Below are 25360 nucleotides of genomic sequence, written 5' to 3'. Positions count from 1 at the left end.
CGCCGCCCCCGCCGCCCCGGTGCGGATGGACCTGCTCGCCCATATCCAGACCCGCGGCGATGTCGGCGCCCGCTTCGGCGACTGGCTGGGCGAAGCCGGGTCCGGCCACTGGATCGAGGGCATCGCCATCGCCGCCCCCGAGGGCATCGACCCGGCCGACCTCACCTACCAGGCGGTGCTCGGCCGCGGCTGGCTCTCCCCCTGGGTCGAGGCCGGGCACTATTGCGGCAGCCGCGGCATGGCGCTGCCGCTGCTCGGCTTCCGCGTCCGCCTGCAGGGCGAGGCGGCGAAGCGGTTCGACCTGCGCTGCGAGGCAACCTTCATCGACGGTTCGAAGACCCGCCCGGTCGGCAACGACGAAACCTGCGAGTCCGAGAGCCTGGCCGCGCTGGAGTCGATGCGCGTCACCCTGCTGCCGCGCGCGGCGGCGAAACCCGCCCCCCGCGGCCGCCGCTGAGCCGGGGCGCGCCGTGAAGTTCCTCTTCGTCCACCAGAACTTTCCGGGCCAGTACCTGCACATCGTGCGCGACCTGCTGGCCGAGGGCGGGCACGAGATCGTGTTCATGACCGAGCCGAACCGCAACGCCATTCCCGGCGTGCGCAAGGTCACCTACGCGGCGCCACCCCGCGTGCCGGACGGCGTCCACCCCGCCGCCCGCGAATACGACATGGCGATGCGCCGCGCCGAGGCCGGCTATGCCGGGGCGATGCAGATCCGCGCCCTCGGCTTCCGGCCGGACATCATCGTCGGCCATCACGGCTGGGGCGAGATGCTCAACCTGTGCGACGTGTTTCCCGGCGTGCCGATCCTCGGCTATTTCGAGTTCTACTACCGGATCGACGGGACGGACGTGAACTACGATCCCGAATTCCCGATGCCGCCCGAGCGCTTCGGCGCGGTGCGGGCGAAGAACGGGGTGAACCACCTCGCCTTCGCCCTCGGCCAGCACGGCCAGACGCCGACCGAATGGCAGCGCAGCACCTATCCCGCGTGGATGCACGGCCGGCTCTCCATCGTCCGCGAGGGAGTCGATCTCGGCATCTGCCGCCCCGATCCCGCCCTGCGCCGCCGCACCCTGAAGGTCGGCCCGCTCAGCGTCGCGCCGCGGCAGAAGCTCATCACCTATGTCGCCCGCAACCTCGAACCCTATCGCGGCTTCCACACCTTCATGCGCGCCCTGCCGCGCATCCTCGCCGCCCGCAGCGACGTGGTGGTCTCCCTCGTCGGCGGCGACGAGATCAGCTACGGCGCGCCGCCGCCGCAGGGCAACTGGCGCGGCGTGATGATGCAGGAACTCGCCGGCCGGATCGACCTCTCGCGCGTGCATTTCCTCGGCCGCGTCGAATACGAGGACCATATCGCCCTGCTCCGCCGGTCGGACGCGCATGTCTACCTGTCCTACCCCTTCGTCGCCTCCTGGAGCCTGCGCGAGGCGATGGCGGTCGGCGCGCCGATCGTCGGCGGCGATACGCCGACCGTCACCGAATTCATCGCCGATGGCGAAACCGGCCTGGTCGCCGCGAATCTCGACCCCGATTCGGTGGCCGACGCCGTGCTCCGGATGCTGGAGGAGCGCGACCTCGCCGCCCGCCTCGGCGAAACCGCCCGCGCCTATGCGGTCGCAAATCTCGATCTCGCCCAGTATCTGCGCGATTTCCGCGCCGAGATGACCCGCGTCGCCGGCCGCGACATCGTGCCCGAGGCGCCGTCGCCGCGCCCTGGCGCCAAACCGGCGCGCGCCGTGAAGGCCGCCGCGGCAAGGCCGACCGGTGCAAAAGCTTCCCCGGCGAAGCCCGCCGCCGTAAGGAAGGCGGCGGCCGCGAAACCCCGGGCGGCCGCGCGCCGGCGCTGAACCTCGGGGCGACAGGAGATCGGGATGCAGGCAATGCCGGATAACGTCATGGTGGTCGATCACCCGCTGGTCGCGCACAAGCTCACCCTGCTGCGCGCCGCGGCGACGCCGACGGGCGATTTCCGCCGCCTCGTCCGCGAGATCAGCCTGCTGATGGGCTACGAGGTGCTGCGCGACCTGCCGACCGAGCCGGTCCATATCGAAACCCCGCTGGAGCCGATGACGGCCCGCCAGGTCTCCGGCAAGAAGCTCTGCTTCATCTCGATCCTGCGCGCCGGCAACGGCATTCTCGACGGCATGGTCGATCTCGTGCCCTCGGCGCGCATCGGTCATGTCGGCCTCTACCGCGACCCGCTCTCGCACGAGCCGATCGAATACTACTTCAAGGTCCCGGACGACATGGACCAGCGCCTGACCGTGGTGGTCGACCCGATGCTCGCCACCGGCCATTCGGCGGCGGCGGCGGTCACCAGGCTGAAGCGGGCAGGGGCGGGGGCGATCAAGTTCGTCTGCCTCATCGCCGCCCCGGAAGGCATCGCCGCCCTGCACGCCGCCCATCCGGACGTGCCGGTCTACACCGCGGCGATCGACCGGCAGCTCGACGAGCACGCCTATATCCGCCCCGGCCTCGGCGACGCCGGCGACCGTCTCTTCGGCACCAAGTGATTTCGCGCCTCCCCCGCCGCGCGGGCGGGTGGAAGCGCAAAATCACTCCATGACCGCCATTTCCGGCTTCTCCGCCTTCGCGGCCATGGCGGCCTGCGGCGGGCGGCGCATCAGCAGCAGGCAGAGCATGGTCGGGATGCTGATGACCATCATGAACTTGAACGCGTCGATGAAGGAGATGATCTGCGCCTGCTGGTCGAGTGTCGCGTTCAGCAGCGCCGCCCCGGCATGGGTCATCGGGTCGAGCAGGCGCGAGACCGCGCCGCCCACCTGCAGGTTGCGGCTGAACGGCGTCACGTGGTCGGCGAGCGTGGCGTGGTTCACCTGCGCCATCTGCACCTGCACCGCCTCGGTGACGGAAATGCCCACCGCCATGCCGATATTGCGCATCAGGCTGAGCAGCGAGGTGCCCTGGGTGCGCAGCGCCTGCGGCAGCGTGTAGAAGGCGACGACCTGCAGCGGGGTGAACACGAAGCCGAGCCCCATTCCCTGCACGATCAGCGTCTCGATCATGTAAGACTGCGGCGAGGAGGGCAGCCACTGCATCATCATCCAGAACGAGACGACGAGCAGCGCGAAGCCCGCGGCCATCAGCGCGCGCGGGTCGATCCGGTTCGACAGCCGCCCCGCCAGCATCATCGCCCCCATCGTGCCGATGCCGCGCGGCGCCATCACCAGCCCCGCCGTCTCCACCGGGTAGTTGCCGAGCTTTTCGAGGAAGGGCGGCATCAGCGTCGCTGACGACAGCAGCACCGAGCCCACCGCGAACATGGTGATCAGCCCGGCATTGAGGTTGCGGTCGGCGAACACCCCGCGCGGGATGAACGGGTTCTTCGCCGTCATCATGTGGACGATGAACAGATAGAGCCCGATCACCGCCAGCACCGCGAAGGTGACGATCTCCGGCGAGCCGAACCAGTCCTTCTCCTGCCCGCGGTCGAGCATGATCTGCAGCGAGCCGAGGAAGAGCGACAGCACGGCGAAGCCGATCCAGTCGAACTGCCCGCTCGCCGGCCGCCGCGCCCGCTTCGGCATGAACGCGCCGAGGGCCAGCACCGCGGCGATGCCGAACGGCACGTTGACGAAGAACACGTAGCGCCAGTTGTAGAAATAGGTGAGATAGCCGCCCAGCGTCGGCCCCAGGATCGGCCCGATCATGACGCCGACGCCCCAGATCGCCATCGCCGAGCCGCGCTTCTCGACCGGGTAGATGTCCAGCATGGTGGACTGGCTGAGCGGCACCAGCGCGGCGCCGAACACGCCCTGCAGCAGCCGGTCCATCACCATCTCGCCGAGCGAGGTGGCGACGCCGCACATCATCGAGCTGACGGTGAAGCCCACCAGCGAGATCAGGAAGATGTTCTTCCGCCCATACTGCGCGGCCAGCCAGCCGACCGGCGCGGTCATGATCGCGGCGGCGATGACGTAGGAGGTCAGAACCCAGGTGATCTCGTCATACGAGGCCGAGAGCGAGCCCTGCATGTAGGGTAGCGAGACGTTGGCGATGGTCGCGTCCAGCGCCTGCATCAGCGTGCCGATCATGCAGCCGACCGTGACGATCGCCCGCGGCAGCCCGCTGAGCTGCATTTCCTCCTCGTGCGAAGCCGGCCCGGCCATGGTTCAGCGCTCCCGCCGCATCCCGGCTCAGAACAGGTCCGAAAGCCGGTTCTGGTGCCCGGTGGTGATGGTGATCTCGGCGGTCATGCCGTTGCGCAGCACGAGGTCCTTCGGCCCGCCGGTGATGTTCACCCGCAGCGGAATGCGCTGCACCACCTTCACCCAGTTGCCCGAGGAATTCTCCGCCGGCAGGATCGAGAAGCTCGACCCGCTGGCCGGCGAGATGCTGGCGACCACGCCCTGCCAGGTCTGCCCCGGATAGGCGTCGACATGCACCTTCACCTTGTCGCCCGGCTTCACCCAGGTCAGCGAGGTCTCCTTCGGCTGCGAGCGGATCCACACATCGCTGGTCGAGACCAGCGCGAAGGCCGAGGTGCCGGCCGGCAGGAACATGCCCGGCTCCAGCTTGTCGGTCTCCGTCACTACCCCGGCGAAGGGCGCGCGCACGATCGAGTGGCGGTAGTTCAACTCGGCGGTGGCCAGCGCCGCCTTCGCCGCCTTGTATTGCGGCGTGTCCCCGATCTTGATCTTGGGGTTGCCCGACAGTTTCGCGAGATCGACGCCCGCCTGCGCCGTCATCGAGGCGAGCGTCGCCTCGTCGCCCTGGAGCTTGTATTTCGCATCGTCATAGGCGGTGCGCGTCACGCCGCCGGTGTGCACCAGCGCCGCGTAGCGCGCGAAGTTCAGCCTGTCGTTGTCCACCACCGACTGCTGGGTGCGGATCTTCGCGATCTCGGCGCGATAGCCGGCCCGCGTCGCCTCGATCTCCTGGCCCACCTCGGCGAGGTTCGCCTTCGCCTGGGCGATCGCCACCCTGAAGCGCGACGGGTCGAGGGTGAACAGCACCTGCCCCTTCTTCACCTGCTGGTTGTCATGGACATCGACCGTCTCGACGAGGCCCGACACGTCGGTCGACAGCGCGACCCGCGCCGCCCGCACATAGGTATCGGTCACGTTCACCGTGCCGCCGCTCAGCAGCCAGTAGACCAGGATCGCGCCGAGGATCACCAGCACGCCGCCGATCATCAGCAACGGGCGCAGCATCCGCCCGGAGCGGCTGCGTCCCCTCGTCGCCTCCTGGCGCATCTCGGCTTCGCGGGCCACGGGGCCGGTTGCGGTACTCGTTTGGGACATCAGACCATCTCCTGTTCGGCTTGTGCCGTGGTATCGTCGCCGGAAGCGGCGGCCATCCCGCCCGGCGCCGCCGCGCACGCTCCCGTTTCGTCATGTGCCGCGCCGCCGCAGCGCCCGGCGCCGAGCAGCGTCGCCTTGATCCGCAGCAGCTCCCCGACCAGCGTATCCATCGTCTCCGGCGCGAGCCCGCTGCCGATCAGCGCCGCGACCGCGCCGCGCTGGGCCTCGATCTCGGCGAGCAGCGGCCGCGCCGCCTCGGTCAGGTGCAGACGCCAGATCCGCCGGTCGCGCGGGTCGGCCCGCCGCTCCACCAGGTTGCGCGCCGCCAGCCGGTCGGTCAGCCGCGCGACGCTCATCGGCTCCACCTCCAGCAACTCGGCGAGATCCTTCTGCGACAGGCCCGGATGCCGGGCGAGCTTGATCAGCATCGCCCATTGCGCGCGGTTCATGCCGTGCAGCCTCGCGCGGCGGTCGATTTCAAGCCGCAGCAGCCGCGCCACATCGTGCAGCAGCAGCAGCAGGTCGGGTTCGGCGGGCAACTGGGACATAGCAGCCGAGATGATAAGGTGCGTTACGAGTAAGTGCCACTGCCGCAGTTCTGCGTTTTTCGCAGGGGCCGTTCCCGGCCCGCCCCCCTTGCGCGCCGGCGTCCGCTCAGGCGCTCACCCGGCCAGCGCCTGGTGCAGCACCGGAATGGCGCCGGACAGCATGATCTGCACGCCGATGCCAAGCAGGATGAACGCCGCCAGCCGCGACAGCACCCGCCGCCCGGTCGCGCCGAGGATCACGTCCAGCCGGTCGGCCGCCGCATAGCTCACCCAGGTGATCGCCGCGATCGCCACCGCCGCGAGCGACATCCCGGCGTAGAACGCGCCGAGCGGCGTGCCATAGGCGCCCCGTTCCGTCCCCAGCGTCACCGCGACGGCGATGGTCCCCGGCCCGGTGGTGAAGGGCAGGGTGAGCGGAAAGAACGCCATCGAGGCGATCTCGTCCGGGTCCTGGTCCGGCGCGGGCAGCGAGCTTGCCGCCTGCGCCTGCTTGCGCGCCTCGGTCACCTCCGGCGCGTTCAGCATCTGGAACGCCCGGCTCGCCACCACCGCGCCGCCGGCCAGCCGCAGCGCGTTCAGCGTGATGCCGAAGAAGCTCAGGATATAGCTGCCCGCCCAGAGCGAGACGAGCATCACCGCGGCGCTGTTCACCCCCACCTTGCGCGCCAGCGTCGCCCGCACCGGCCGGCTCGCATTGCCGGTGATCTCGTTGAAGATGATCGCCCCGGCCAGCGGATTGACGATCGACAGCAGCGCCGGAAACCCGAGCAGGAAGGCGTGCAGCCCGGGCCCGAGCAGGTTCAAGCCGGCAGTTCCCGCGCGGCGATCGCGGCGAACAGCGCCGCCCCGAGCGGGATGATCGCGTCGTTGAAGTCGTAGCGCGGATGATGCAGCGGCACCGAGCCGCGCTCGCCGTCCGCCTGGCCGATGCGGAAGAAGCAGCCCGGCCGTTCCAGCGCGTAGAAGGCGAAATCCTCCCCGCCCATCGAGGCCGGCATGGTGGTCCGCACCTGCGCCGCGCCCACCACGCCCCGCGCCGCCTCGGCGAAGGCGGCGGCGGCGGCGGCATCGTTGACCACCGGCGGATAGCCCCGCTCGTAGCCGACCTCCGCCGCCACCCCCGCGGCGGCGGCGAGTTCGGCCACCAGGCCCGGAATGTCGCGCGCCATCTGGTCCTGCACGTGCGGCATCAGCGTGCGCACCGTGCCCGACAGGGTGGCCACCTCGGGAATCACGTTGTTGGCGCTGCCGGCATGGAAGGTGCAGACCGAGACCACCGCCGAATCGAGCGGCGCCACCCGCCGCGCCACCAGGCTCTGCAACCCGACCACGATCTGCGCCCCGGCGACGATCGGGTCGATCGCCTGGTGCGGCCGCGCCGCGTGCCCGCCCTTGCCGGTCAGCCGGATCCGCAGCGTGTCCGACGCCGCGTTCACCGTCCCCGGCGAGGCCGAAACCACCCCCGCCGGCAGCAGCGGGTCGTTATGCGCGCCGAACACCGAATCGAACGGGAACCGCTCCAGCAGCCCGTCCTCCAGCATCGCCCGCGCCCCGGCGCCGCCCTCCTCGGCGGGCTGGAAGATGAAATGGATCGTCCCGGAAAACCGCCGCGTCGCCGCGAGGTAGCGCGCCGCGGCGAGCAGCATCGTGGTGTGCCCGTCATGCCCGCAGGCATGCATCGTCCCCGGCGTGGTCGAGCGCCAGGGCGCGTCGCCCGCCTCCTCGATCGGCAGCGCGTCCATGTCGGCGCGCAGCGCGATGGCCCGGTTCCCCGACCCCGCCCGCAGCGTGCCGACCACCCCGGTGCCGCCCACCCCGGTCGTCACCTCCAGGCCGAACGCCGCCAGCCGCTCCGCCACCAGCGCCGCGGTGCGGCGCTCCTGGTAGCCGAGTTCGGGATGCGCGTGGAAATCGCGGCGCCAGGCGGAAAATTCCGGCGCCCAGGCGAGAAGCTGCTCGTCGATCGTCATGGCGCGCAGAATAAGGCCAAAAGCGCCGCGCCGTCACCCATACCTCGCGGGGCAGGGCCGGCCGCCCCGCCGCCGGTTTCATGCCGCTGCCGTATAGGTGATAGGTGTACCCGACCCGTTATTGCACCGCAGCAAATGTGCCATATGGACGGTCAGACGGAGCGCCGCTCCGGGATGACAAGCCTGAACACGAACACATAAAGGAAGACTCCCATGAACAAGCTGACCCGCGCCATCGCCCTCATCGCCGCCCTCGGCGCCATCGCCCCGGTCGCCGCGAACGCCGCCACCTTCGGCAACACCCACGACCAGCTCGTGCAGAAGATCAACAACGCCTACGGCACCCAGTTCAAGACCGGCCACGCCGCCCCGGCCGCGCCGGCCCAGGCCCAGCACAACAACTGATCCGCGCGGCGCCCCGCGCGGGCGCCGAAACGACAGATAAAAAAACGAACAAACGCCGCCCCGAGGCTCCCCGGGGCGGCGTTTTCGTCGGTGCCGGCGGGCGGCGGCGTCAGGCCGCCGGGCGGATCGCCGCGTTGCGGATCTCGTCGTCCACCGTCTCGGCGAAGCGCTTGAAGTTCTCTTCGAACCGCGCCACCAGCTCCGCCGCCTGCCGGTCATAGGCGGCCTTGTCGGCCCAGGCCTCGCGCGGGTCCAGCACCGCCGACGGCACGCCCTCGACCGCATCGGGAATCATCAGCCCGAACGCCCGGTCCGGATGGAAGCTCGTGCCCTCCAGCGCGCCCGAAAGTGCCGCGTTCAGCAGCGCGCGCGTATGCCGGATCGACATCCGTCGCCCGGTCCCGAACGCCCCGCCGGTCCAGCCCGTGTTCACCAGCCAGCACGAGACGCCATGCTCGGCGATCAGCTTCGCCAGCAGCTCGCCATAGACCCGCGGCGGCCGCGGCAGGAACGGCGCGCCGAAACAGGTCGAGAAGGTCGCCTGCGGCTCGCGGCCCAGCCCCTTCTCGGTGCCCGCCACCTTCGCCGTGTAGCCGGAGAGGAAGTGATACATCGCCTGCGCCGGCGTCAGCTTCGCGATCGGCGGCAGCACCCCGAACGCATCCGCCGTCAGCATCACCACGTTGCGCGGCATCCCGCCCCGCCCGGTCGGCTCGACATTGGGGATGAACTCGATCGGGTAGCACGAGCGGGTGTTCTCGGTCAGGCTGCGGTCGGCGAGGTCCACCACCCCCTGCGCGTCCGCCACCACGTTCTCCAGCACGGTGCCGAAGCGGTGGCTCGCGGCGAAGATCTCCGGCTCCGCCTCGGCCGAGAGGTCGATCACCTTGGCGTAGCAGCCGCCCTCGAAGTTGAACACGCCATCTGGCCCCCAGCCATGCTCGTCATCGCCGATCAGCCGGCGCGCCGGGTCGGAGGAGAGGGTGGTCTTGCCGGTGCCCGACAGGCCGAAGAACAGGGCGACGTCGTCGTCCCGGCCGATATTGGCGCTGCAATGCATCGGCAGCACGCCGCGTTCGGGCAGCAGCCAGTTCATCACCGTGAAGATCGATTTCTTGATCTCGCCGGCATACTGCGTGCCGGCGATGACGATCCGCCGCTCCGCGAAGGACAGCGCGATCGCGGTCGAGGAGCGCACCCCGTCCACCGCCGGGTCGGCCTCGAATTCCGGCGCGTGCAGGATCACGAAATCCGGCTCGAACCCCTCCAGCTCCGCCGCGGCCGGGCGGATGAACATGTTCCGCGCGAACAGCGCCTGCCAGGCGTTGGTGGTGACGAGGCGCACCCGGATGCGGTTTTTCGGATCGGCGCCCGCGAACAGGTCCTGGGTGAACAGCTCGCGCCCCTGCAGGAAGGCCTGCACCCGGCCGCGCAGCGTCGCGTAATGCGCGGCGGAGAGCTTCTGGTTCACGCTCCCCCACCAGACATCGGCGCAGGTCTCCGGTTCGTCCACCACGAACTTGTCGGCGACCGAGCGCCCGGTATGCACGCCGGTCTCCACCATCAGCGCGCCATCGGCGGAAAGCCGGCCTTCGCCGCGGCGCAGCGCGTGGGCGACGAGGTCGGGGGCGGTCAGGTTGTCATGCAGGGCGGCGGCATGGGGAATGCCCGCGGGGGCCAGGATGGCCGCCTGTCGGGCGGCCTCGGAGTCGGTCTTCGTCGGGTTTGGCGTCACGGCTCTGGTCTTTCTTGGCTTCGACTTCATGTTCGATTTTCGCTATATGCCGTCCCTTACGGGTTTTTCCAAACCCGAAAAGCGAAAATTCGACCGCGCTCAGCGAAACTCAACCATGCGTCGCGCCGTCTGCCAAATTCGTGAGCGCATCTTCATAAACCCGCAACATCCGCCCGAAGGCGACGCGCAGCACGATGTCCTCGCGCCCGAGATCGAACCCGTCGGGGTCGAGCGTCACCATCCGCCAGCCGCCGCCGCTGCCGCCGTGCCGCGCGGCCACCTCGTCGAGGCGCGCGCCGAGCCCGTCATTCGCCGCCGCCATCGCCGCGCGGCACGCCGCCTGGTCCTGCAACGCCGCCGTCCTTGGCGACAGCCGCTCGACATCGAGCGTCGCCGCCCGCGCGAATCCGCCGACGAATCGCGCGCCCACCGGGCTCAGCCGGTAGATCCCGAAATCCGTGAACCCCGCGTAGCCGCGCGCATAGGGGTGGATGGCGAGGTAGCGCTCACGGTCCTCCGGCGCGTCCGAGCGCGCCGCGTCGCACACCAGCGACAGGCGCGGGCTGGTCTGCGGATTCGCCTCCGCCGGCGGTCCGCTGACCATCAGCGCGCAGCGCGGATCGCGGTCCAGCGCCCTGGTATGCGCCGAAAGCTGCGAGAGCAGCACCACCACGTCGCCCTCCGGCGTCACCGCCGGGGTGACGAGGGCGATCGCCGGATACTCGTCCTCGATCACCGCGAGGCTGCCCACCCGCGCCGCCCGCAGCAGCAGCCGCGCCTCGCGGTGGATGTCGTTCTGGATGTCCCTGGGCTCTTGCATCGGCGCCATATTCCCGTCACGTCAGATCCGGATACTGCGACGAAAGACGGCTGCAAGGCAAAACCCATGAAACAGACGATCGCCCTGGTCGACGACGACCGCCACATCCTCGAATCGGTGCAGATGACCCTCGAGCAGGAGGGCTTCGCCGTCCGCACCTATACCGACGGCGAATCCGCCCTCCAGGGGCTGATGACCCGCCCGGCCGACCTCGCGGTGCTCGACATCAAGATGCCGCGGATGGACGGGATGGAGCTGCTCCAGCGCCTGCGCGCCCGCTCGGCCATGCCGGTCATCTTCCTCACCAGCAAGGACGACGAGCTCGACGAGCTGATGGGCCTGCGCCTCGGCGCCGACGACTACATCACCAAGCCCTTCAGCCAGCGCCTGCTGCTCGAGCGCATCCGCGCCCTGCTGCGCCGCAACGAGGCCAGCCGCGCCGAGGGGTCCGGCGCCGCCCCCACCGGCGTCATCGGCCGCGGCGACCTCACGCTCGACGAAACCAAGCACCAGTGCCTCTGGAAGGGGCAGGACATCCAGCTCACCGTCACCGAGTTCCTGCTGGTCAAGGCGCTCGCCGCCCGCCCCGGCATGGTCAAGTCGCGCGACCAGCTGATCGACGCCGCCTATGGCGAGAACGTCTATGTCGACGACCGCACGATCGACAGCCACATCAAGCGCCTGCGCCGCAAGTTCCGCGCCGTCGATGACGAGTTCGACCAGATCGAGACGCTCTACGGCATCGGCTACCGCTACAAGGAAGCATGACCGCGGCGGCCTCCTTTCCCGCCGGCGGGCGCGGCTGGCGGCGGGTCTCGCCGCTGCTGCGCCGCATCCTGCTGGTCAACGCCCTGCCGCTCGCCCTCATCGTCGCGGCGCTGCTCTATCTCGACCAGTACCAGCACGGCCTGCTCACCGCCGAGGTCACCGCGCTGCGCGAGCAGGCGCGGATCTATGCCGGCGCGCTCGCCGAATCGGCGGTGCAGTCCAACGCGTCGGACCAGCCCTCGCTGAAGCCGGACCTCGCCCGCCCGCTGCTCTACCGCCTGACCGAGCCGACGCCGAACGCCCAGGCCCTGGTCTACGGGGCGGATGGACGGGTGATCGCCAATTCGCGCATCCGCCAGGGGCCGGGCGGGGCGATCGTGACCGAGCCGCTGCCGCCGGTGCAGCCGCGCGGCGACTTCGCCCGCGCCGTCAGCTTCCTCTACGACCAGTTCGTCGCCTTCCTGCCGAGTTCCGAGGTCACCTCCGGGCAGGACGGCAAGGGCGGCTCCGGCCTCGGCTGGCAGCCCAGCGTGCGCGAGGTGCTGAAGCTCACCGGCGCCAAGCCCTCGCACGCGGCGCCGCCCTTCATCCGCCGCGCCGCCGATGGCCGGCTGCTGATCACCGTCTCCGAACCCATCGTCCGCGCCAAGAACACGGTCGGCGCCGTGCTCCTCACCCGCGAGGCGACCGAGGTCGACCGCGCGGTCTTCGCCGTGCGGGTATCGATCCTCGGCCTGTTCGTGCTCGCCCTGGTGCTGACCGTGCTGCTTTCGGTCTATCTCGCCCGCACCATCGCGACGCCACTGCTCCGCCTCGCCGCCTCGGCCGGCCGCCTGCGCGAGGGCCGTGGCGCGATGACCGAGCCGGTGCCCCCGCCGATCGCCGCCCGCGACGACGAGATCGGCGTCCTCGCCCGCGCCCTCGAGGAATCCGCCCACGCCCTCTGGGCGCGGATGGACGCGATCGAGCGCTTCGCCGCCGATGTCGCGCACGAGATCAAGAACCCGCTCTCCTCGATCCGCTCCGCCGTCGAGACCGTCCGCCGGACGGACGATCCCGCCCGCGCCGCCCGCCTGTTCGACATCATCTCGCAGGACGTCCGCCGGCTCGACCGGCTGATCTCCGACATCAGCGATTCCTCGCGCCTCGATTCCGAAATGTCGCGCACCGCGCTGGAGCCGGTCGACCTCGCCCCCATCCTCGCCGCCCTCGCCGAGATCCACCAGTCCACCCGCGAGGACGACGCGCCGGTGATGGTGCTCGACGCGCCGAAGACCGGCCTCGTCGTCCGCGGCGCCGAGGGACGGCTGGTCCAGGTCCTGCGCAACCTGATCGGCAACGCGATCTCCTTCAGCCCGCAGCGCGGCAAGATCTGGCTGCGCGGCCGCGTCACCGGCAGCATCGTCGAACTCGCCGTCGAGGACGAGGGCCCCGGCATCCCCGATGCCAAGCTCGACCACGTGTTCGACCGCTTCTACTCCGAGCGCCCGCAGGGCGAGGGCTTCGGCAACCATTCCGGCCTCGGCCTGTCGATCTCCCGGCAGATCGTCGAGGCCCATCAGGGCCGCATCACCGCCGAGAACCGCCGCGACCCCGAGGGCGCGGTCATCGGCGCCCGCTTCGTCATCCGCCTGCCGCGCGGATGACCGCGAAGCACCGTCATGCCTCCGTGCCGACCACCGAACGCCCCGGCAACCGCCCCTTCGGGATCCCGGCGAACGCCAGATGGGCCGGCGTCCCGATCCCCGGGTTCCTCGCCATCGCGATCGCCGCCCTGGATGCCTGGACGGTCTGGTGCAACGCCTCCCCCGCCACCTATTTCCACTACGGCAAGATCATGTTCTTTCCGCTGATCGCCGCCGGCGTACTCATGGCCTGGGCGCTCAATTCCGGCAAGCTGGTGATGATCCGCCTGTGGCACGTCTTCGCCCGCCTCGTGGTCGCGGCCTATGCCGTGCTCGCGGTCATCTTCATCGCCGAACTGGCGGTCTATCCGTTCGCCCGCGCCTTCGGCGCCGTCATCGGCCTGGTCATTTTCCTGCTGACCGCGCCGTTCTTCCTGCTGATGCGGCGCGATTTCCGCCACAGCCGCTGGCTCGACCCCGATTCGCTGCCCTCCGAATGGGAAATCGCGGCCATCCACGACCCGAATTCGATCAACTACCAGCCACCGAAACGCAAACGAAGCTGACCGTCCGGCCATGAAAAAAGGGCCGGCGCAACCCGCCGGCCCTTCCCGCATCCGAACGCCCGCCGGAGATCACCCCTGGCGTTCGACCATCATCTGCTTGATCTTGCCGATCGCCTTCGCGGGGTTCAGCCCCTTCGGGCAGGTCTGCGTGCAGTTCATGATCGTGTGGCAGCGATAGAGCTTGAACGGATCTTCCAGCGCGTCGAGCCGCTTGCCGGTCGCCTCGTCGCGCGAATCCGCGATCCACCGATACGCCGCCATCAGCACGGCCGGGCCGAGATAGCGGTCGCCGTTCCACCAGTAGGACGGGCAGGAGGTGGTGCAGCAGAAGCACAGGATGCACTCCCACAGCCCGTCCAGCTCCGCGCGTTCCTCCACGCTCTGCTTGCGCTCGCCATCCGGCGGCGGCGCCGTCTCGGCCTGCAGCCACGGCTCGATCGAGCGATACTGCGCATAGGCCTGGTTGAGGTCCGGCACGAGGTCCTTCACCACCGGCATGTGCGGCAGCGGGTTGATGTTCACCGCCTCCTTCACCTCCTCGATCGGCTTGAGGCAGGCGAGCGTGTTGGTCCCGTCGATGTTCATCGCGCAGGAGCCGCAGATTCCCTCGCGGCAGGAGCGGCGGAAGGTGAGGGTGGGGTCGATCTCGTTCTTGATCTTGATCAGCGCGTCCAGCACCATCGGCCCGCACTTGTCGAGGTCGATCTCATAGGTGTCGGCGCGCGGATTGGCGTCCTCGTCGGGGTTCCAGCGATACACCTTGAAGCTCTTCACCCGGGTCGCCCCCGGCTCGGCCTTGTAGGTCTTGCCCTGGGTCACGCGGCTGTTCTTCGGGAGGGTCAGTTCGGCCATGGTTCGAAACCCTTTCTCAGTAGACGCGCTTCTTCGGCGGGAACACCGAAACGTCGTTGGTCAGCGTCTGCATCCGCACCGGGCGGTAGTCGAGCGCAACCTCGCCTTCATCCGTGCAATGGGCGAGCGAATGCTTCATCCACTCGGCGTCGTCGCGCTCGGGGAAGTCGTCATGCGCGTGCGCCCCGCGGCTCTCGTGCCGCGCCTCGGCCGAGGCCATGGTGGTGATCGCGTTGCCCATCAGGTTGTGCAGCTCGAGCGCCTCCATCAGGTCGGAATTCCAGATCAGCCCGCGATCGGACACCGAGATGTCCTTCAGCCCCTGCCACAGGCCGGACATCTTCGCGACACCTTCCTTCAGCGTCTTGGAGTTGCGGAACACCGCGGCGTGGTTCTGCATCGTCCGCTGCATCTGGTCGCGGAGTGCGGCGACGGTGGTGCCGCCCTTGGCGTGGCGCGTCGCGTCCAGCCGGTCGAGCGAGGCCTCGCCGGCGCGGGCGGGCAGGGCGGGCTGGCTCGCGCCCGGCGTGACCACCTTCGCCGCCTGGTGCGCCGCCGCCCGGCCGAACACCACGAGGTCGAGCAGCGAGTTGGTGCCGAGCCGGTTCGCGCCGTGCACCGAAACGCACGCCGCCTCGCCCACCGCCATCAGCCCCGGCACGATCGCGTCCGGATTGTCCCTGGTCGGCCGCAGCACCTCGGCGCGATAGTTCGTCGGAATGCCGCCCATGTTGTAATGCACGGTCGGCAGCACCGGGATCGGCGCCTTGGTCACGTCGACGCCCGCGAACACCCGCGCCGTCTCAGAAATCCCCGGCAGCCGCTCATGCAGCTGCTCCGGCTTCAGCCCTTCGAGGTGCAGCAGGATATGGTCCTTGTTCGGCCCGCAGCCGCGCCCTTCCATGATCTCGATCGTCATCGAGCGCGAGACCACGTCGCGCGAGGCGAGGTCCTTCGCCGTCGGCGCGTAGCGCTCCATGAAGCGCTCGCCCTCGGCGTTGGTCAGGTATCCGCCCTCGCCGCGCGCGCCCTCGGTGATCAGGCAGCCGGCCGGGAAAATGCCCGTCGGGTGGAACTGCACGAACTCCATGTCCTGCATCGGCAGCCCGGCGCGCAGCGCCATGCCGCCGCCATCGCCGGTGCAGGTATGCGCCGAGGTGCAGGAGAGATAGGCGCGGCCATAGCCGCCGGTCGCCAGCACCACGAGCTGCGCGCGGAAGCGGTGGATCGTCCCGTCCTCCAGGCACCAGGCCATCACCCCGCGGCAGGCGCCCTCGTCGTCCATGATGAGGTCGGTCGCGAAATACTCGACGAAGAACTCCACATCCGCCTTCAGGCTCTGCTGGTACAGCGTGTGCAGGATGGCGTGGCCGGTGCGGTCGGCGGCGGCGCAGGCGCGGCGCACCGGCGCCTGGCCGAAATCCTTCATGTGCCCGCCGAACGGCCGCTGGTAGATCTTGCCGTCCTCGGTGCGGCTGAACGGCACGCCGAAATGCTCCAGCTCGTGGATCGCCGGAATCGCCTCGCGGCACATGTATTCGATGGCGTCCTGATCGCCGAGCCAGTCCGAGCCCTTGACCGTGTCATACATGTGCCAGCGCCAGTCGTCCGGCTCCATGTTGCCGAGTGCCGCGCCGATGCCGCCCTGCGCGGCCACGGTATGGCTGCGGGTCGGGAACACCTTGCTGATGCAGGCGGTCTTCAGCCCGGCCTGGCCCATGCCGAGCGTCGCCCGCAGGCCGGACCCGCCGGCCCCGACGACGATGACGTCATAGGTATGGTCGATGATCGTGTAGGCGCCGAGCGACGGCTTCGACATTGCGTTCATGACGGTGATTTCCCCAGGCGGCGGATCAGAAGGACAGTTTCAGGACCGAGATGATGGCCAGCAGCCCGAAGAACCCGGCCGTCGCCCGCATCGCGAGCATGACCGCGAGCCGCTTGCCCTCGGAGCGGATGTAGTCCTCGATCACCACCTGCAAACCCAGCTGCAGGTGATAGAACAGCGCGATCACGAGGGCGAGGAACAGCACCCCGTTCCACGGCTCGGCCATGTAGCGCAGCATCTCGGCCTGGCTCGCGCCCTCGAGCAGCAGCACCGACAGCACGGCGTAGAGCGCGAGCGGCAGCAGCGCCAGCGCGGTCAGCCGCTGCGCCCACCAGTGATGCACGCCCGATTTCGCGGCCCCCATGCCGCGGGCGCGGCCGAGTGCCGAACGCATGATCCTCATCGACTTGTCTCCCCCCGCCGCGCTCACAGCAGCACCAGCCCGACCAGCCAGACCAGCACGGTCAGCCCGCCGGCCGCCACCACCACCGCCACGCCGGAGCGATGCACGCTCGGCAGCTCGAAGCCGACCCCGGCATCCCACAGCAGGTGCCGGATGCCGTTGCAGAAGTGGTAGAACAGGGCGAAGGTGAAGCCGAACAGCACGATCATCCCGAGAATCGAGCCGACGATCGCCTGCGCCACCGAGAACGCGCCCGACGAGGTCGCCGCCGCCGCCAGCCAGAGCGAAAGCAGCACCGCCCCGGCCGACAGCGCGACGCCGGTGATCCGGTGCAGGATCGACAGGGTCGAGGTGATCTGGGGGCGATAGACTTGCAGATGGGGTGACAAGGGCCGGCGGACCGTCCCGCCTGTCGAGTTGCGCCCCTGCATGAGCGCTTCGCGCACATCCTGCATGCTCGTCACCACCTTTCTGCCGGTCGTCTCATGACGAAATTGAAATGCTGCACCTGCTTAGTCCCCGAGGTGGCGAGGGTCAATTCACTGTCAAGCGCCCGCGATCCGATACAGCACGGTCTCCCGCGCGCTCCGGCTTTCGAGTTCGTGCAGGGTCGGAACCGTGCGGCGCGCGAATTCCGCCAGCCCCGCGCGCGGCACATAGGCGCGGCCCGGATCGGCGATCCACACCTCCGCCGTCGCAGCGCAGCGTTGCAGCCACGGCCAGATATGCGCGGTCATCGGTTTCTCATAGCAGACATCCCCGCAGAGAATGAGGTCCTGCGCCGGCGCGGTGCCAGTCGCGTCGCCGATCACGATCTCGACCGCGACACCGTTCGCCGCCGCGTTGAGCCCGATCGCCGCCCCCGCCACCGGGTCGATCTCCACCGCCGTCACCCGCGCCGCCCCCGCCTTCGCCGCGGCGATCGCGGCCAGGCCCGACCCGGCGGCGAAATCCATCACCCGCCGGCCGCGCACGCTCTCCGGGTGGTCGAGCACATGCCGCGCCAGCGCGATCGAGCCCGGCCAGGCAAACGCCCAGTAGGGCGGGGCGATGCCGCTCTCGGCGAGGAATTCCTCGGTCGCCTGCCAGATCGGCGTGATCTCGGTGGCGAGATGCAGCCCGATCTCCGGCACCAGCGCCGGCGTCGTCCACGCCGTGCTCGCGCGGATGAACGCGGCCGCGTCCCTCATCGCCCGATCAGGATCGCCAGCCCCACCAGCAGCCCGACCCACCGGTTGAGCTTGAACAGCGCGAGGCAGCGCGCCGGATCGTCGATATCGAGCCGCACGACCTGCCAGGCCAGCAGCGCGCCCGGCAGCGCGAGCGCGATCAGCCCGTCCCGCCCGATCCCGGCCACCGCCATCGCCGCGGCGATGAGCGCCAGCATCCCCGCATACCACAGCGCGACGAACAGCCGCGTCCGCCCGCCGAGCCGGAGTGCCGAGGACTTGATGCCCGCCAGCGCGTCGTCCTCGCGGTCCTGGTGCGCGTAGATCGTGTCATAACCGAGGATCCACAGGATCGTCCCGGCATAGAGCGGCAGCACCGGCCAGCCCAGCGCCCCGTGCGCGGCGGCATAGCCGAGCGGCGCGCCCCAGCCGAAGGTGAAGCCGAGCATCACCTGCGGCCACCAGGTCACCCGCTTCGCCGCCGGGTAGAACGCCACCAGCGCCAGCGAGGCAACGCCGAGGATCTGCGCCGTCCGCCCCAGCATCAGCAGAATCACCAGCCCCGCCAGCAGCAGCAGGAGCAGGAAGGCCACCGCCGCCGGGACCGACACCGCGCCCGAGGCCAGCGGCCGCCCCGCCGTCCGCGCCACCTTGCGGTCCAGCTCGCGGTCCCACAGGTCGTTCACCACGCATCCCGCCGCCCGCATCACCACCGCGCCCACGGCGAACAGCGCGATCAGGCCGAGTGTCGTCCACACCCCCGCCCGCGCCAGCAGGATGCTCCACAGCCCCGGCAGGAACAGCAGCCACACGCCGATCGGCCGGTCCAGCCGCGCCAGCAGCGCGAACGGCCTGAGCCGCGCCGGCAGCCGCGCCACCCATCCCCCGGCCCGGATATCGGTAAAACCTGTCCCGCCTGCTACAGGGTCAGCCATGGCCTCGCTCATCCGTCTGCACCTTCCATCACCCTTGTCGCCCGGCGCGACCCTTGCCACATCCGCGGCCCAGGCGCACTACCTCGGCGCCGTGATGCGCCGCCGCGCCGGCGATCCGCTGCTGGTCTTCAACGCCGGTTCCGGCGAATTCGCCGCGACGATCGGCGCGCTCGACCGCCGCGCCGCCACACTCGTCCTCGGCGCGCGCACCCGCGCGCCCGAACCCGAGCCCGATTGCTGGCTCTGCTTCGCCCCGCTCCGGCGCGACATGACCGAACTCGTCGTCGAGAAGGCCACCGAGCTCGGCGTCTCCCGCCTCGTGCCCGTACTCACCGCCCGCACCCAGCCCGCCCGCCTGCGCGCCGACCGCCTCGCCGCCATCGCCACCGAGGCCGCCGAACAGTCCGAGCGCCTGACCATCCCCGACATCGCCGAGCCGGCCCCGCTCGCGGCCTTCCTCGCCGCCTTCCCGCCGTCCCGCCGCCTCTTCGTCGCCGCCGAGCGCCACGCCGCCCCGCCCCTGTCGCCGGCCGATCCGCTTCAACCCCACGCCCTCCTGGTCGGCCCCGAAGGCGGCCTTGCGCCGGAGGAGCTTGACGCCATGGCCCGCCATGCGTTTGTGTCGCCGGTAACCCTCGGACCGCGCATCCTGCGCGCCGAAACCGCCGCCATCGCCGGGCTCGCGCGTCTGCTCGCGGGGTCCGCGCCCAGCTGATTTCAGGAGCCCGCTTTGTCCAACCCCGGAGAGGCCGACGCCACCCCGATCGATCCCGCGCAGCCCGCTGCGCGCCAACTCGCCGACTGGTTTGCCGCCGGCTGCAAGCCGCCGGCCGATTTCCGCATCGGCACCGAACACGAAAGCTTCGGCTTCCGCCGCGACAACTTCGCGCCGCCGCCCTACGCGCCGGACGGCATCCGCGCCGTGCTCGACTCCGTCGCCGCCGCCGAGGGCATCGAGCCGATCCTCGATTCCGGCAACCCGATCGGCCTGAAGGGCAGGGGGTTCTCGATCTCCCTCGAGCCCGGCGGCCAGTTCGAGCTCTCCGGCGCCCCGCTCGCCTCGATCCACGAGACGAAGCGGGAGATCGACGCCCATATCGCCCGCGTCCACCGCATCGGCGAGGCGCTCGGCCTCGGCTTCGCCCCGCTCGGCTTCCACCCGACGGCCCGCCGCGCCGATTTCGACTGGATGCCCAAGGGCCGCTACGCCATCATGCGCGCCTACATGCAGAAGGTCGGCACGCGGGGGCTCGACATGATGCTCCGCACCTGCACCGTCCAGGCCAATCTCGACTTCTCCTCCGAGGCCGACATGGTGCGGAAGATGCGCGTCGGCCTCGCCCTGCAGCCGCTCGCCACCGCCCTGTTCGCCAACGGCCCCTTCGTCGAGGGCAAGCCGAACGGCCTGCTCTCCAACCGCGCCGATGCCTGGCTCGATACCGACAACGCCCGCGCCGGCATCCCCCGCATGGTCTTCGAGGACGGTTTCGGCTTCGAGCGCTATGCCGACTACATGCTCGATATCCCGATGTATTTCGTCTACCGCGACGGGCAGTACATCGACGTCTCCGGCAAGTCCTTCCGCGACTTCATCGCCGGCCGGCTCGAGGGCCTCGCCGCCGAGCCCGCCACGATCGGCGACTTCGCCGACCACACCACCACCACCTTCCCCGATGTCCGCCTCAAGCGCTTCATCGAGACCCGCGGCGCCGATTCCGGCAATCCCGCCATGCTCCTCGCCCAGCCCGCCCTCTGGACCGGCCTGTTCTACGACGATGCGGCGCTCGACGCCGCCTCCGCCCTGATCCGCGACCTCTCCTGGGAGCAAATCGTCCACCTGCGCGATGAGGTGCCCCGCCACGGGCTCGACATCGCGCTGCCCACCGGCACCCTGCGCGACCTCGCGCGCGACGTCCTCGCCATCGCCGCGGACGGGCTGAAATCCCGCGCGCGGACCAACGCGGCCGGCGAGGACGAGCGCATCTACCTCGCCCCGCTCGAAGCCATCGCCCATGGCGCGCCCACCCAGGCCGAGCACTGGCTCGGCCGCTACCACGGCGCCTGGCACGGCGACGCCACGCGCATCTTCGCCGAAGCCGCCCTCTGAGCCTGTCCGGCCCGGGCCGCCGTCGACGCCCTCACCACGGATTGCGTTGACGCGCGGCCCCGCTCCGCTACACCCCGCGGCATGACCGCATCCCCCCGCCACGTCTACGACCGCGCCAGCCTCGCCTTCCACTGGCTCACCGCCATCCTGGTCGGCCTGAACTGGGCCCTTGCCGAGGGGCGCGGCTTCCTGCCGAAAGGCGACGCCCGCGCCCTCGTCCTCTCCGTCCATATCGCGACCGGCTTCGCCATCGCCGCGATCCTGCTCCTCCGCCTCGCCTGGCGCCTCACCCTCGGCCACAAGCCGCCCCGGCTGCCCGGCCTGCTCGAAGCCATCGGCCGCCTCGCGCATGTCCTGCTCTATCTCCTGCTCGCCCTGACGGTCGCCACCGGCATCTCCCGCGCGCTCGGCCACGGCTCCCGCCTCTTCGCCTGGCGGCTCGACGTGCCGATGCCCGCCCCGCTCCACGCGTTCCTGCGCGCCGCCGGCTCGATCCACGGCACCATCGCCGACGCGCTGGTCATCCTCGCCGGCCTGCACGCCCTCGCCGCCATCGCCCACCACGCCCTCCTGCGCGACGACACGCTGAACCGCATGCTCCCCCTGATCGGCGACCGCCTCCGCGCCCCGCGCCCCTGGACCCGCCACACCGAGCGTCTGCTCCGCCGCCTCGGCATCCACCCCACCCGCGCCGACTGATCGTGGCATCGCCCGCGTCCGGCGCCGGAGGGCGGAATGTCATCAAAAGACAATCTAAACGTGCAAAACATCCATGATGAAACGGCAACGACTGTCGGAAAATTTTACATCTCATTCGCCTCGATTTCATAACATGCTGAATTATTTATGGAATATTTTCAGGCACGAAATTTGCCTCTAATTTTTTATTCAGCGTGACGGCCTCGCCCTCCCGGCAGGATCCGACCGGCCGCGCCATTCGACGTGACGATTTCAGCCTCAAGGAGACGGCATTCCATGATGTCCAGTTCGACCCGGTCCCGGCCCGCCAGACCGCTCGCCACCGCCCTGCTCGCCGGCGCCGCCGCCCTCGCGCTCCTCGCGTCCGGCGGCACCGCCCAGGCCCACAACGGAAATGGCTGGAACTGGGGCCAGGGGCAGCAATGGGGGCAGCAGGGCAGCAAAACCAGCACGCTCCACAGCTTCTGCGCCGGCTCCACGCCCGCCTGCACCGATAACGGGATCAACACCCCCACCACGACGAACCCGCCGGAATTCGGCTTCTGGGCCTCCGGCGGCCCGACCTCCGGCGACCTCATCCTCGCCTTCCTGACGCCGGAGACGACGCCGCCCTCCGCCGCCCCCACGATCGGCATCACGCAGGCCGCCAAGGGAACGCCCTCCTCCGTCACGACGACGCTCGCCAAACCCTTCGCCTGGACGAGCGGCTATCTCGCCTCCTATCTCGGTTACGCGTCGGCCAAGCCGAAGAACAAGATCACCGCGTTCAAAAGCGTTCCCGGCGGGTACGACGTCTACGTCGCCGATCTCGGCAGCCAGACCCTCCAATCCGCGGCGCAGGCGACCAACGGGCCGCTCTTCACCCTCACCGCCGCCCTGCCGGAATACTCCTACGCCGTCGCCTTCCTCGCCAGCACCCCGCTCAGCAACTGCCAGTCCGGCACGGCCTACGGCGCCACGGCCAATAGCGCCGCCCTCTATATCGACGGCAAGCCGTCAACCCCGGTCCCCGAACCCGGCTCGCTGGCCCTGCTCGGCACCGCCCTGGCCGTCCTCGGCCTCGCCGCCCGCCGCAAGCGCCGCGCCTGACCCACCCGCCCCCGGCAACCGCCGGGGGCTTTCCCCCATCCCCGCCCGCCGGCCGCCTCGGCGATCCGCGCCGACGCGGCCGGCGCCATGCACCTTTCCCGATCTCGTTCCGCCGCGTTAGGGTATCCCGACGGCCGGCATACAGGCCACCGATAGCATCGACACGGGAGCGACACGGTTGGACAGGGAGCGAGACCATCGCGGCGACCAGCGTATCCCCGGCGCCGGAGCAAGACCGCGCGATCACCTCGTCGCCCTCGGCCTGTTCATGGCAGCCCTGCCGCCCGCGATCGCCTGCATGCGCAGCGTCGGGCTCTGGCTGGATGGTCACTCCTGGTTTCCGCTCGCGGATGGCCTGAATATCTGGAGCGGCGCCCATCTGGCGCTGAACGGCCAGCTCGCGACCCTGTTCAATCCCGTCGCGTATGGAGAATGGTTCCACGCCCATTTCGGCGGCGACCTTCATACATGGTCATATCCGCCGGACTATCTTCTCGCGGTCCTGCCGTTCGGTCTCCTGCCGCCAGCGGTCGCCGTGCTGTCGTTCGACCTGCTGAGCCTCCTGATCCTGCTGGTCGCCCTGCGGGCCTGCGGCTTCGATGCCCGGTTCACCGCCGCTGTCCTGCTCAGCCCGGCCGCCCTCGCCAATCTGTACGACAACACGAACGGCGCGCTCTTCGCGGCCTTGCTGATCGCGGGCCTGTTCCTTGCGGAAAAGCGGCCCTATGTCGCCGGCGTGCTGATCGGCCTCGTCACGATGAAGCCGCAGCTCGGCGTTCTCATCCCGGTCTTCTGGCTGGCGCGCGGCAACTGGCGCGGCATCCTCGCCGCCGCGCTCACGTCCGTCTCGCTGGTGATCGCCAGCGCCTCGGCGTTCGGCTGGACAAGCTGGACGATGTTCGCCACCCGCGTGATGCCGTTCATGAGCCTCGTGCTGGTTCAGCTGACCGCAAAGCCACATCACGGGCCGCGCGCCATGATCATGAGCGTGTTCAGCCTGGCGCAACAACTTGGCCTCGGGTTTCACGTCGCGACGGCGCTTCAGGCGACGACGACGATCGCCGCCCTCGCGCTGGCCGCCGTTCTCGGCCGCACCCGCGCCGCACCCGTGCCCTGTATCATCGCCGCCCTGCTGCTGCTGACGACGCTGGCCACGCCCTATATCTGGTACTACGACATGATCCCCGCCTCGTTCGCCGTAGCACTCCTGGCGCGAGACGGATTGACGACCGGCTTTCGTCCTGGCGAGCTGGCCGTCTATGCCTGCCTCTGGATTACGCCGGGCATCGCCCCCGAGATGGCGATGCGCGGCCTGCCGAGTTTTGCTCCGGTATTCGTCGTCCTGTCATTGGTCTACCTGTGGCGGCGAACAGCGGCGTTCACATCGGTCGCATCGGGGATCGGCGGGCCGGGGCCGGCCCTGGACTGAACGGGTCCGGCCATCCACCCGACGCCCCGACCCGCATGGCCAGCTTGGCCCGCCCGCCCGCCGGCCTATGATACGGCGCACATCATGGCCGCTGCGGCGACGGAGCAAAAATGCATCTTCCCCATCCTGAATTTCACCTTCTCGGCCGCACCGGCTGGCTCCGCGCCGCCGTGCTCGGCGCCAATGACGGCATCATCTCCACCGCCAGCCTCATCCTGGGCGTGATCTCCGCGAGCGGCGTCCGGCACGATGCGCTGGTCGCCGGCGTCGCCGGCCTCGTCGCCGGGGCGATGGCGATGGCCGCCGGCGAATACGTCTCCGTCAGCTCCCAGGCCGATACCGAAACCGCCGCCCTGGCCAAGGAACGCGCCGAACTCGCCGAAAGCCCGGCCTCCGAGCACGCCGAACTCGCCGCGATCTACGTCGCCCGTGGCCTCGACCCCGCTCTCGCCGGCGCCGTCGCCACCCAGCTCATGGCGCATGACGCGCTCGGCGCCCATGCCCGCGACGAGCTCGGCCTCACCGAATTCACCGCCGCCAACCCGATCCAGGCCGCCATGGCCTCCGCCGCCACCTTCGCCGTCGGCGCCGCCGCCCCGCTCATCCTCGCCGCCACCCTGCCGAAGCCCGTGCTCTCCGCCGGAATCGGCCTCGGCGCCCTCGTCTTCCTCGCCGTGCTCGGCGCCGTCGGCGGCCGCGCCGGCGGCGCGCCGATGCTCAAACCCGCCCTGCGCGTCGCCTTCTGGGGGGCGCTCGCCATGGCCGCCACCACGCTGATCGGCCACCTGTTCGGCGCCACCGTCTAGTTTTCCGCTCCCGAACGCCATCGGCGTTCGGGAGCGGAACACCAGTTCATGTTCCGATCCTCCCGGACCGTGTAAAGATTTTCTAACGAAATTCTTGCCCACCCCCCGCCCGTCATGGTCTCCTGCGCGCATGGAGACACGCGGCGTCATCGTCACCTTCCTGCGGATCGTCGATGCGCTGTACGGCGCCATCGCCCGGGCCGGGCGGCGCGGCGCCTTCGGGCCGGATCGCGACCTCGCCGCGGCGATCGCGCTCCGCATCGCCCGCCTCGCCGGCCGCATCGCCGACCTCGCCGCCCGGCTGGACGCCGGCACGCTGCACCCGCCGCGCCGGCA

General features: G+C 70.1%; 25 protein-coding genes and 2 pseudogenes. 14 read left to right on the top strand and 13 right to left on the bottom strand.

Going from position 1 to position 25360, the window contains the following annotated elements:
- The 3 genes and pseudogenes from RT91_RS15110 to upp all read left to right on the top strand — a co-directional run.
- Window positions 1-457, top strand: a pseudogene (locus RT91_RS15110) (hypothetical protein); the annotation flags it as partial.
- Between the two features lie 13 nt (window positions 458-470).
- Window positions 471-1853: a glycosyltransferase gene (locus RT91_RS15105; RefSeq protein WP_035188114.1), complete on the top strand. Its 1383-nt coding sequence runs from the start codon at window positions 471-473 to the stop codon at window positions 1851-1853.
- A gap of 24 nt (window positions 1854-1877) precedes the next feature.
- Window positions 1878-2519: a uracil phosphoribosyltransferase gene (gene upp / locus RT91_RS15100; RefSeq protein WP_007422581.1), complete on the top strand. Its 642-nt coding sequence runs from the start codon at window positions 1878-1880 to the stop codon at window positions 2517-2519.
- A 42-nt stretch (window positions 2520-2561) separates the two neighbouring features.
- On the opposite strand, the gene RT91_RS15095 is transcribed toward upp, so the two are convergent.
- The 5 genes from RT91_RS15095 to RT91_RS15075 form a co-directional block, all read right to left on the bottom strand.
- Window positions 2562-4136, bottom strand: coding sequence for a DHA2 family efflux MFS transporter permease subunit (locus RT91_RS15095; protein WP_007422580.1), 1575 nt, complete (start codon window positions 4134-4136; stop codon window positions 2562-2564).
- A 27-nt stretch (window positions 4137-4163) separates the two neighbouring features.
- A complete protein-coding gene (locus tag RT91_RS15090; RefSeq protein ID WP_012039699.1) occupies window positions 4164-5270 on the bottom strand; it encodes an HlyD family secretion protein in 1107 nt (368 codons plus the stop codon).
- Window positions 5270-5818, bottom strand: a complete 549-nt coding sequence (locus tag RT91_RS15085; protein WP_007422578.1) for a MarR family winged helix-turn-helix transcriptional regulator — start codon at window positions 5816-5818, stop codon at window positions 5270-5272. The genes RT91_RS15090 and RT91_RS15085 overlap by 1 nt, the downstream gene beginning before the upstream one ends.
- Before the next feature lie 114 nt (window positions 5819-5932).
- On the bottom strand, window positions 5933-6622 hold the full coding sequence (locus RT91_RS15080; RefSeq protein ID WP_035188111.1) for a MarC family protein: 690 nt from the start codon (window positions 6620-6622) through the stop codon (window positions 5933-5935).
- On the bottom strand, window positions 6619-7788 hold the full coding sequence (locus tag RT91_RS15075) for an amidohydrolase (RefSeq protein ID WP_035188108.1): 1170 nt from the start codon (window positions 7786-7788) through the stop codon (window positions 6619-6621). The genes RT91_RS15080 and RT91_RS15075 overlap by 4 nt, the downstream gene beginning before the upstream one ends.
- Before the next feature lie 213 nt (window positions 7789-8001).
- Between RT91_RS15075 and RT91_RS15070 the strand changes: the two genes are divergently transcribed.
- The gene (locus RT91_RS15070; protein WP_013640440.1) at window positions 8002-8193 is read left to right on the top strand and encodes a hypothetical protein; all 192 of its coding nucleotides are present in this window, start codon (window positions 8002-8004) and stop codon (window positions 8191-8193) included.
- A gap of 109 nt (window positions 8194-8302) precedes the next feature.
- Here the strand turns inward: RT91_RS15070 and RT91_RS15065 are convergent, their stop codons facing one another.
- Window positions 8303-9958 carry a phosphoenolpyruvate carboxykinase gene (locus RT91_RS15065; RefSeq protein ID WP_240314320.1) on the bottom strand — a complete coding sequence of 552 codons (1656 nt, stop codon included), beginning with the start codon at window positions 9956-9958 and terminating at the stop codon, window positions 8303-8305.
- Window positions 9959-10037: 79 nt separating this feature from the next.
- The gene (locus RT91_RS15060; protein WP_240314319.1) at window positions 10038-10748 is read right to left on the bottom strand and encodes a HugZ family protein; all 711 of its coding nucleotides are present in this window, start codon (window positions 10746-10748) and stop codon (window positions 10038-10040) included.
- Window positions 10749-10814: 66 nt separating this feature from the next.
- Between RT91_RS15060 and RT91_RS15055 the strand changes: the two genes are divergently transcribed.
- The 3 genes from RT91_RS15055 to RT91_RS15045 are packed head-to-tail and all read left to right on the top strand — an operon-like array spanning window position 10815 to window position 13707.
- Window positions 10815-11516 (top strand): response regulator transcription factor, encoded by a 702-nt coding sequence (locus RT91_RS15055; protein ID WP_007422574.1) that lies wholly within the window; start codon window positions 10815-10817, stop codon window positions 11514-11516.
- Window positions 11513-13162 (top strand): stimulus-sensing domain-containing protein, encoded by a 1650-nt coding sequence (locus RT91_RS15050; protein WP_007422572.1) that lies wholly within the window; start codon window positions 11513-11515, stop codon window positions 13160-13162. Before RT91_RS15055 ends, RT91_RS15050 begins: the two co-directional genes overlap by 4 nt.
- Window positions 13159-13707, top strand: a complete 549-nt coding sequence (locus tag RT91_RS15045) for a hypothetical protein (RefSeq protein WP_035188099.1) — start codon at window positions 13159-13161, stop codon at window positions 13705-13707. The genes RT91_RS15050 and RT91_RS15045 overlap by 4 nt, the downstream gene beginning before the upstream one ends.
- A gap of 69 nt (window positions 13708-13776) precedes the next feature.
- Here the strand turns inward: RT91_RS15045 and RT91_RS15040 are convergent, their stop codons facing one another.
- From RT91_RS15040 to ubiA, 6 genes are all read right to left on the bottom strand, one after another.
- Window positions 13777-14559, bottom strand: a complete 783-nt coding sequence (locus RT91_RS15040) for a succinate dehydrogenase iron-sulfur subunit (protein ID WP_012039695.1) — start codon at window positions 14557-14559, stop codon at window positions 13777-13779.
- Window positions 14560-14575: 16 nt separating this feature from the next.
- Window positions 14576-16387: a succinate dehydrogenase flavoprotein subunit gene (gene sdhA, locus RT91_RS15035; RefSeq protein ID WP_013640435.1), complete on the bottom strand. Its 1812-nt coding sequence runs from the start codon at window positions 16385-16387 to the stop codon at window positions 14576-14578.
- 25 nt (window positions 16388-16412) lie between these two features.
- Window positions 16413-16790, bottom strand: coding sequence for a succinate dehydrogenase, hydrophobic membrane anchor protein (gene sdhD, locus RT91_RS15030; RefSeq protein ID WP_007422568.1), 378 nt, complete (start codon window positions 16788-16790; stop codon window positions 16413-16415).
- A 23-nt stretch (window positions 16791-16813) separates the two neighbouring features.
- Window positions 16814-17245, bottom strand: coding sequence for a succinate dehydrogenase, cytochrome b556 subunit (gene sdhC, locus RT91_RS15025; RefSeq protein ID WP_012039693.1), 432 nt, complete (start codon window positions 17243-17245; stop codon window positions 16814-16816).
- 90 nt (window positions 17246-17335) lie between these two features.
- Window positions 17336-17980, bottom strand: coding sequence for a methyltransferase (locus RT91_RS15020; protein ID WP_035188097.1), 645 nt, complete (start codon window positions 17978-17980; stop codon window positions 17336-17338).
- Entirely contained in the window at window positions 17977-18894 is a 918-nt protein-coding gene (gene ubiA, locus RT91_RS15015) for a 4-hydroxybenzoate octaprenyltransferase (protein ID WP_035188122.1), read from the bottom strand. Before ubiA ends, RT91_RS15020 begins: the two co-directional genes overlap by 4 nt.
- Here ubiA and RT91_RS15010 point away from each other — a divergent pair.
- The 7 genes and pseudogenes from RT91_RS15010 to RT91_RS14980 all read left to right on the top strand — a co-directional run.
- Window positions 18893-19609, top strand: a complete 717-nt coding sequence (locus RT91_RS15010) for a 16S rRNA (uracil(1498)-N(3))-methyltransferase (RefSeq protein ID WP_012039690.1) — start codon at window positions 18893-18895, stop codon at window positions 19607-19609. The two genes, ubiA and RT91_RS15010, sit on opposite strands and share 2 nt — an antisense overlap.
- A 15-nt stretch (window positions 19610-19624) precedes the next feature.
- Window positions 19625-21001: a glutamate--cysteine ligase gene (locus RT91_RS15005; protein ID WP_035188094.1), complete on the top strand. Its 1377-nt coding sequence runs from the start codon at window positions 19625-19627 to the stop codon at window positions 20999-21001.
- Window positions 21002-21082: 81 nt separating this feature from the next.
- Complete coding sequence (locus RT91_RS15000; RefSeq protein WP_035188092.1) at window positions 21083-21700, top strand: cytochrome b; 618 nt, start codon at window positions 21083-21085, stop codon at window positions 21698-21700.
- Window positions 21701-21976: 276 nt separating this feature from the next.
- Window positions 21977-22789: a PEP-CTERM sorting domain-containing protein gene (locus RT91_RS14995; protein WP_035188091.1), complete on the top strand. Its 813-nt coding sequence runs from the start codon at window positions 21977-21979 to the stop codon at window positions 22787-22789.
- A 178-nt stretch (window positions 22790-22967) separates the two neighbouring features.
- Complete coding sequence (locus tag RT91_RS14990) at window positions 22968-24218, top strand: glycosyltransferase family 87 protein (RefSeq protein ID WP_152982845.1); 1251 nt, start codon at window positions 22968-22970, stop codon at window positions 24216-24218.
- A gap of 110 nt (window positions 24219-24328) precedes the next feature.
- Window positions 24329-25024, top strand: a complete 696-nt coding sequence (locus RT91_RS14985; RefSeq protein ID WP_007423721.1) for a VIT family protein — start codon at window positions 24329-24331, stop codon at window positions 25022-25024.
- 130 nt (window positions 25025-25154) lie between these two features.
- Window positions 25155-25360, top strand: a pseudogene (locus tag RT91_RS14980) (hypothetical protein); the annotation flags it as partial.

This window comes from Acidiphilium sp. JA12-A1 (assembly GCF_000724705.2).
Taxonomy (GTDB): Bacteria; Pseudomonadota; Alphaproteobacteria; order Acetobacterales; family Acetobacteraceae; genus Acidiphilium; species Acidiphilium multivorum.
This window is presented reverse-complemented; position numbering and strand designations above follow the sequence as displayed.

Coding starts and splice junctions, on each gene's coding strand:
- RT91_RS15070 (WP_013640440.1), top strand. CDS start 8,002: ATGAACAAGCTGACCCGCGCCATCGCCCTCATCGCCGCCCTCGGCGCC.
- sdhA (WP_013640435.1), bottom strand. CDS start 16,387: ATGAACGCAATGTCGAAGCCGTCGCTCGGCGCCTACACGATCATCGAC.
- RT91_RS15055 (WP_007422574.1), top strand. CDS start 10,815: ATGAAACAGACGATCGCCCTGGTCGACGACGACCGCCACATCCTCGAA.
- RT91_RS15040 (WP_012039695.1), bottom strand. CDS start 14,559: ATGGCCGAACTGACCCTCCCGAAGAACAGCCGCGTGACCCAGGGCAAG.
- RT91_RS15060 (WP_240314319.1), bottom strand. CDS start 10,748: ATGCAAGAGCCCAGGGACATCCAGAACGACATCCACCGCGAGGCGCGG.
- upp (WP_007422581.1), top strand. CDS start 1,878: ATGCAGGCAATGCCGGATAACGTCATGGTGGTCGATCACCCGCTGGTC.
- sdhC (WP_012039693.1), bottom strand. CDS start 17,245: ATGCAGGATGTGCGCGAAGCGCTCATGCAGGGGCGCAACTCGACAGGC.
- RT91_RS15010 (WP_012039690.1), top strand. CDS start 18,893: ATGGCCTCGCTCATCCGTCTGCACCTTCCATCACCCTTGTCGCCCGGC.
- RT91_RS15000 (WP_035188092.1), top strand. CDS start 21,083: ATGACCGCATCCCCCCGCCACGTCTACGACCGCGCCAGCCTCGCCTTC.
- RT91_RS14985 (WP_007423721.1), top strand. CDS start 24,329: ATGCATCTTCCCCATCCTGAATTTCACCTTCTCGGCCGCACCGGCTGG.
- RT91_RS15075 (WP_035188108.1), bottom strand. CDS start 7,788: ATGACGATCGACGAGCAGCTTCTCGCCTGGGCGCCGGAATTTTCCGCC.
- RT91_RS15095 (WP_007422580.1), bottom strand. CDS start 4,136: ATGGCCGGGCCGGCTTCGCACGAGGAGGAAATGCAGCTCAGCGGGCTG.
- RT91_RS15045 (WP_035188099.1), top strand. CDS start 13,159: ATGACCGCGAAGCACCGTCATGCCTCCGTGCCGACCACCGAACGCCCC.
- RT91_RS15090 (WP_012039699.1), bottom strand. CDS start 5,270: ATGTCCCAAACGAGTACCGCAACCGGCCCCGTGGCCCGCGAAGCCGAG.
- ubiA (WP_035188122.1), bottom strand. CDS start 18,894: ATGGCTGACCCTGTAGCAGGCGGGACAGGTTTTACCGATATCCGGGCC.
- RT91_RS15020 (WP_035188097.1), bottom strand. CDS start 17,980: ATGAGGGACGCGGCCGCGTTCATCCGCGCGAGCACGGCGTGGACGACG.
- RT91_RS15065 (WP_240314320.1), bottom strand. CDS start 9,958: ATGAAGTCGAAGCCAAGAAAGACCAGAGCCGTGACGCCAAACCCGACG.
- RT91_RS15050 (WP_007422572.1), top strand. CDS start 11,513: ATGACCGCGGCGGCCTCCTTTCCCGCCGGCGGGCGCGGCTGGCGGCGG.
- sdhD (WP_007422568.1), bottom strand. CDS start 16,790: ATGAGGATCATGCGTTCGGCACTCGGCCGCGCCCGCGGCATGGGGGCC.
- RT91_RS15085 (WP_007422578.1), bottom strand. CDS start 5,818: ATGTCCCAGTTGCCCGCCGAACCCGACCTGCTGCTGCTGCTGCACGAT.
- RT91_RS14995 (WP_035188091.1), top strand. CDS start 21,977: ATGATGTCCAGTTCGACCCGGTCCCGGCCCGCCAGACCGCTCGCCACC.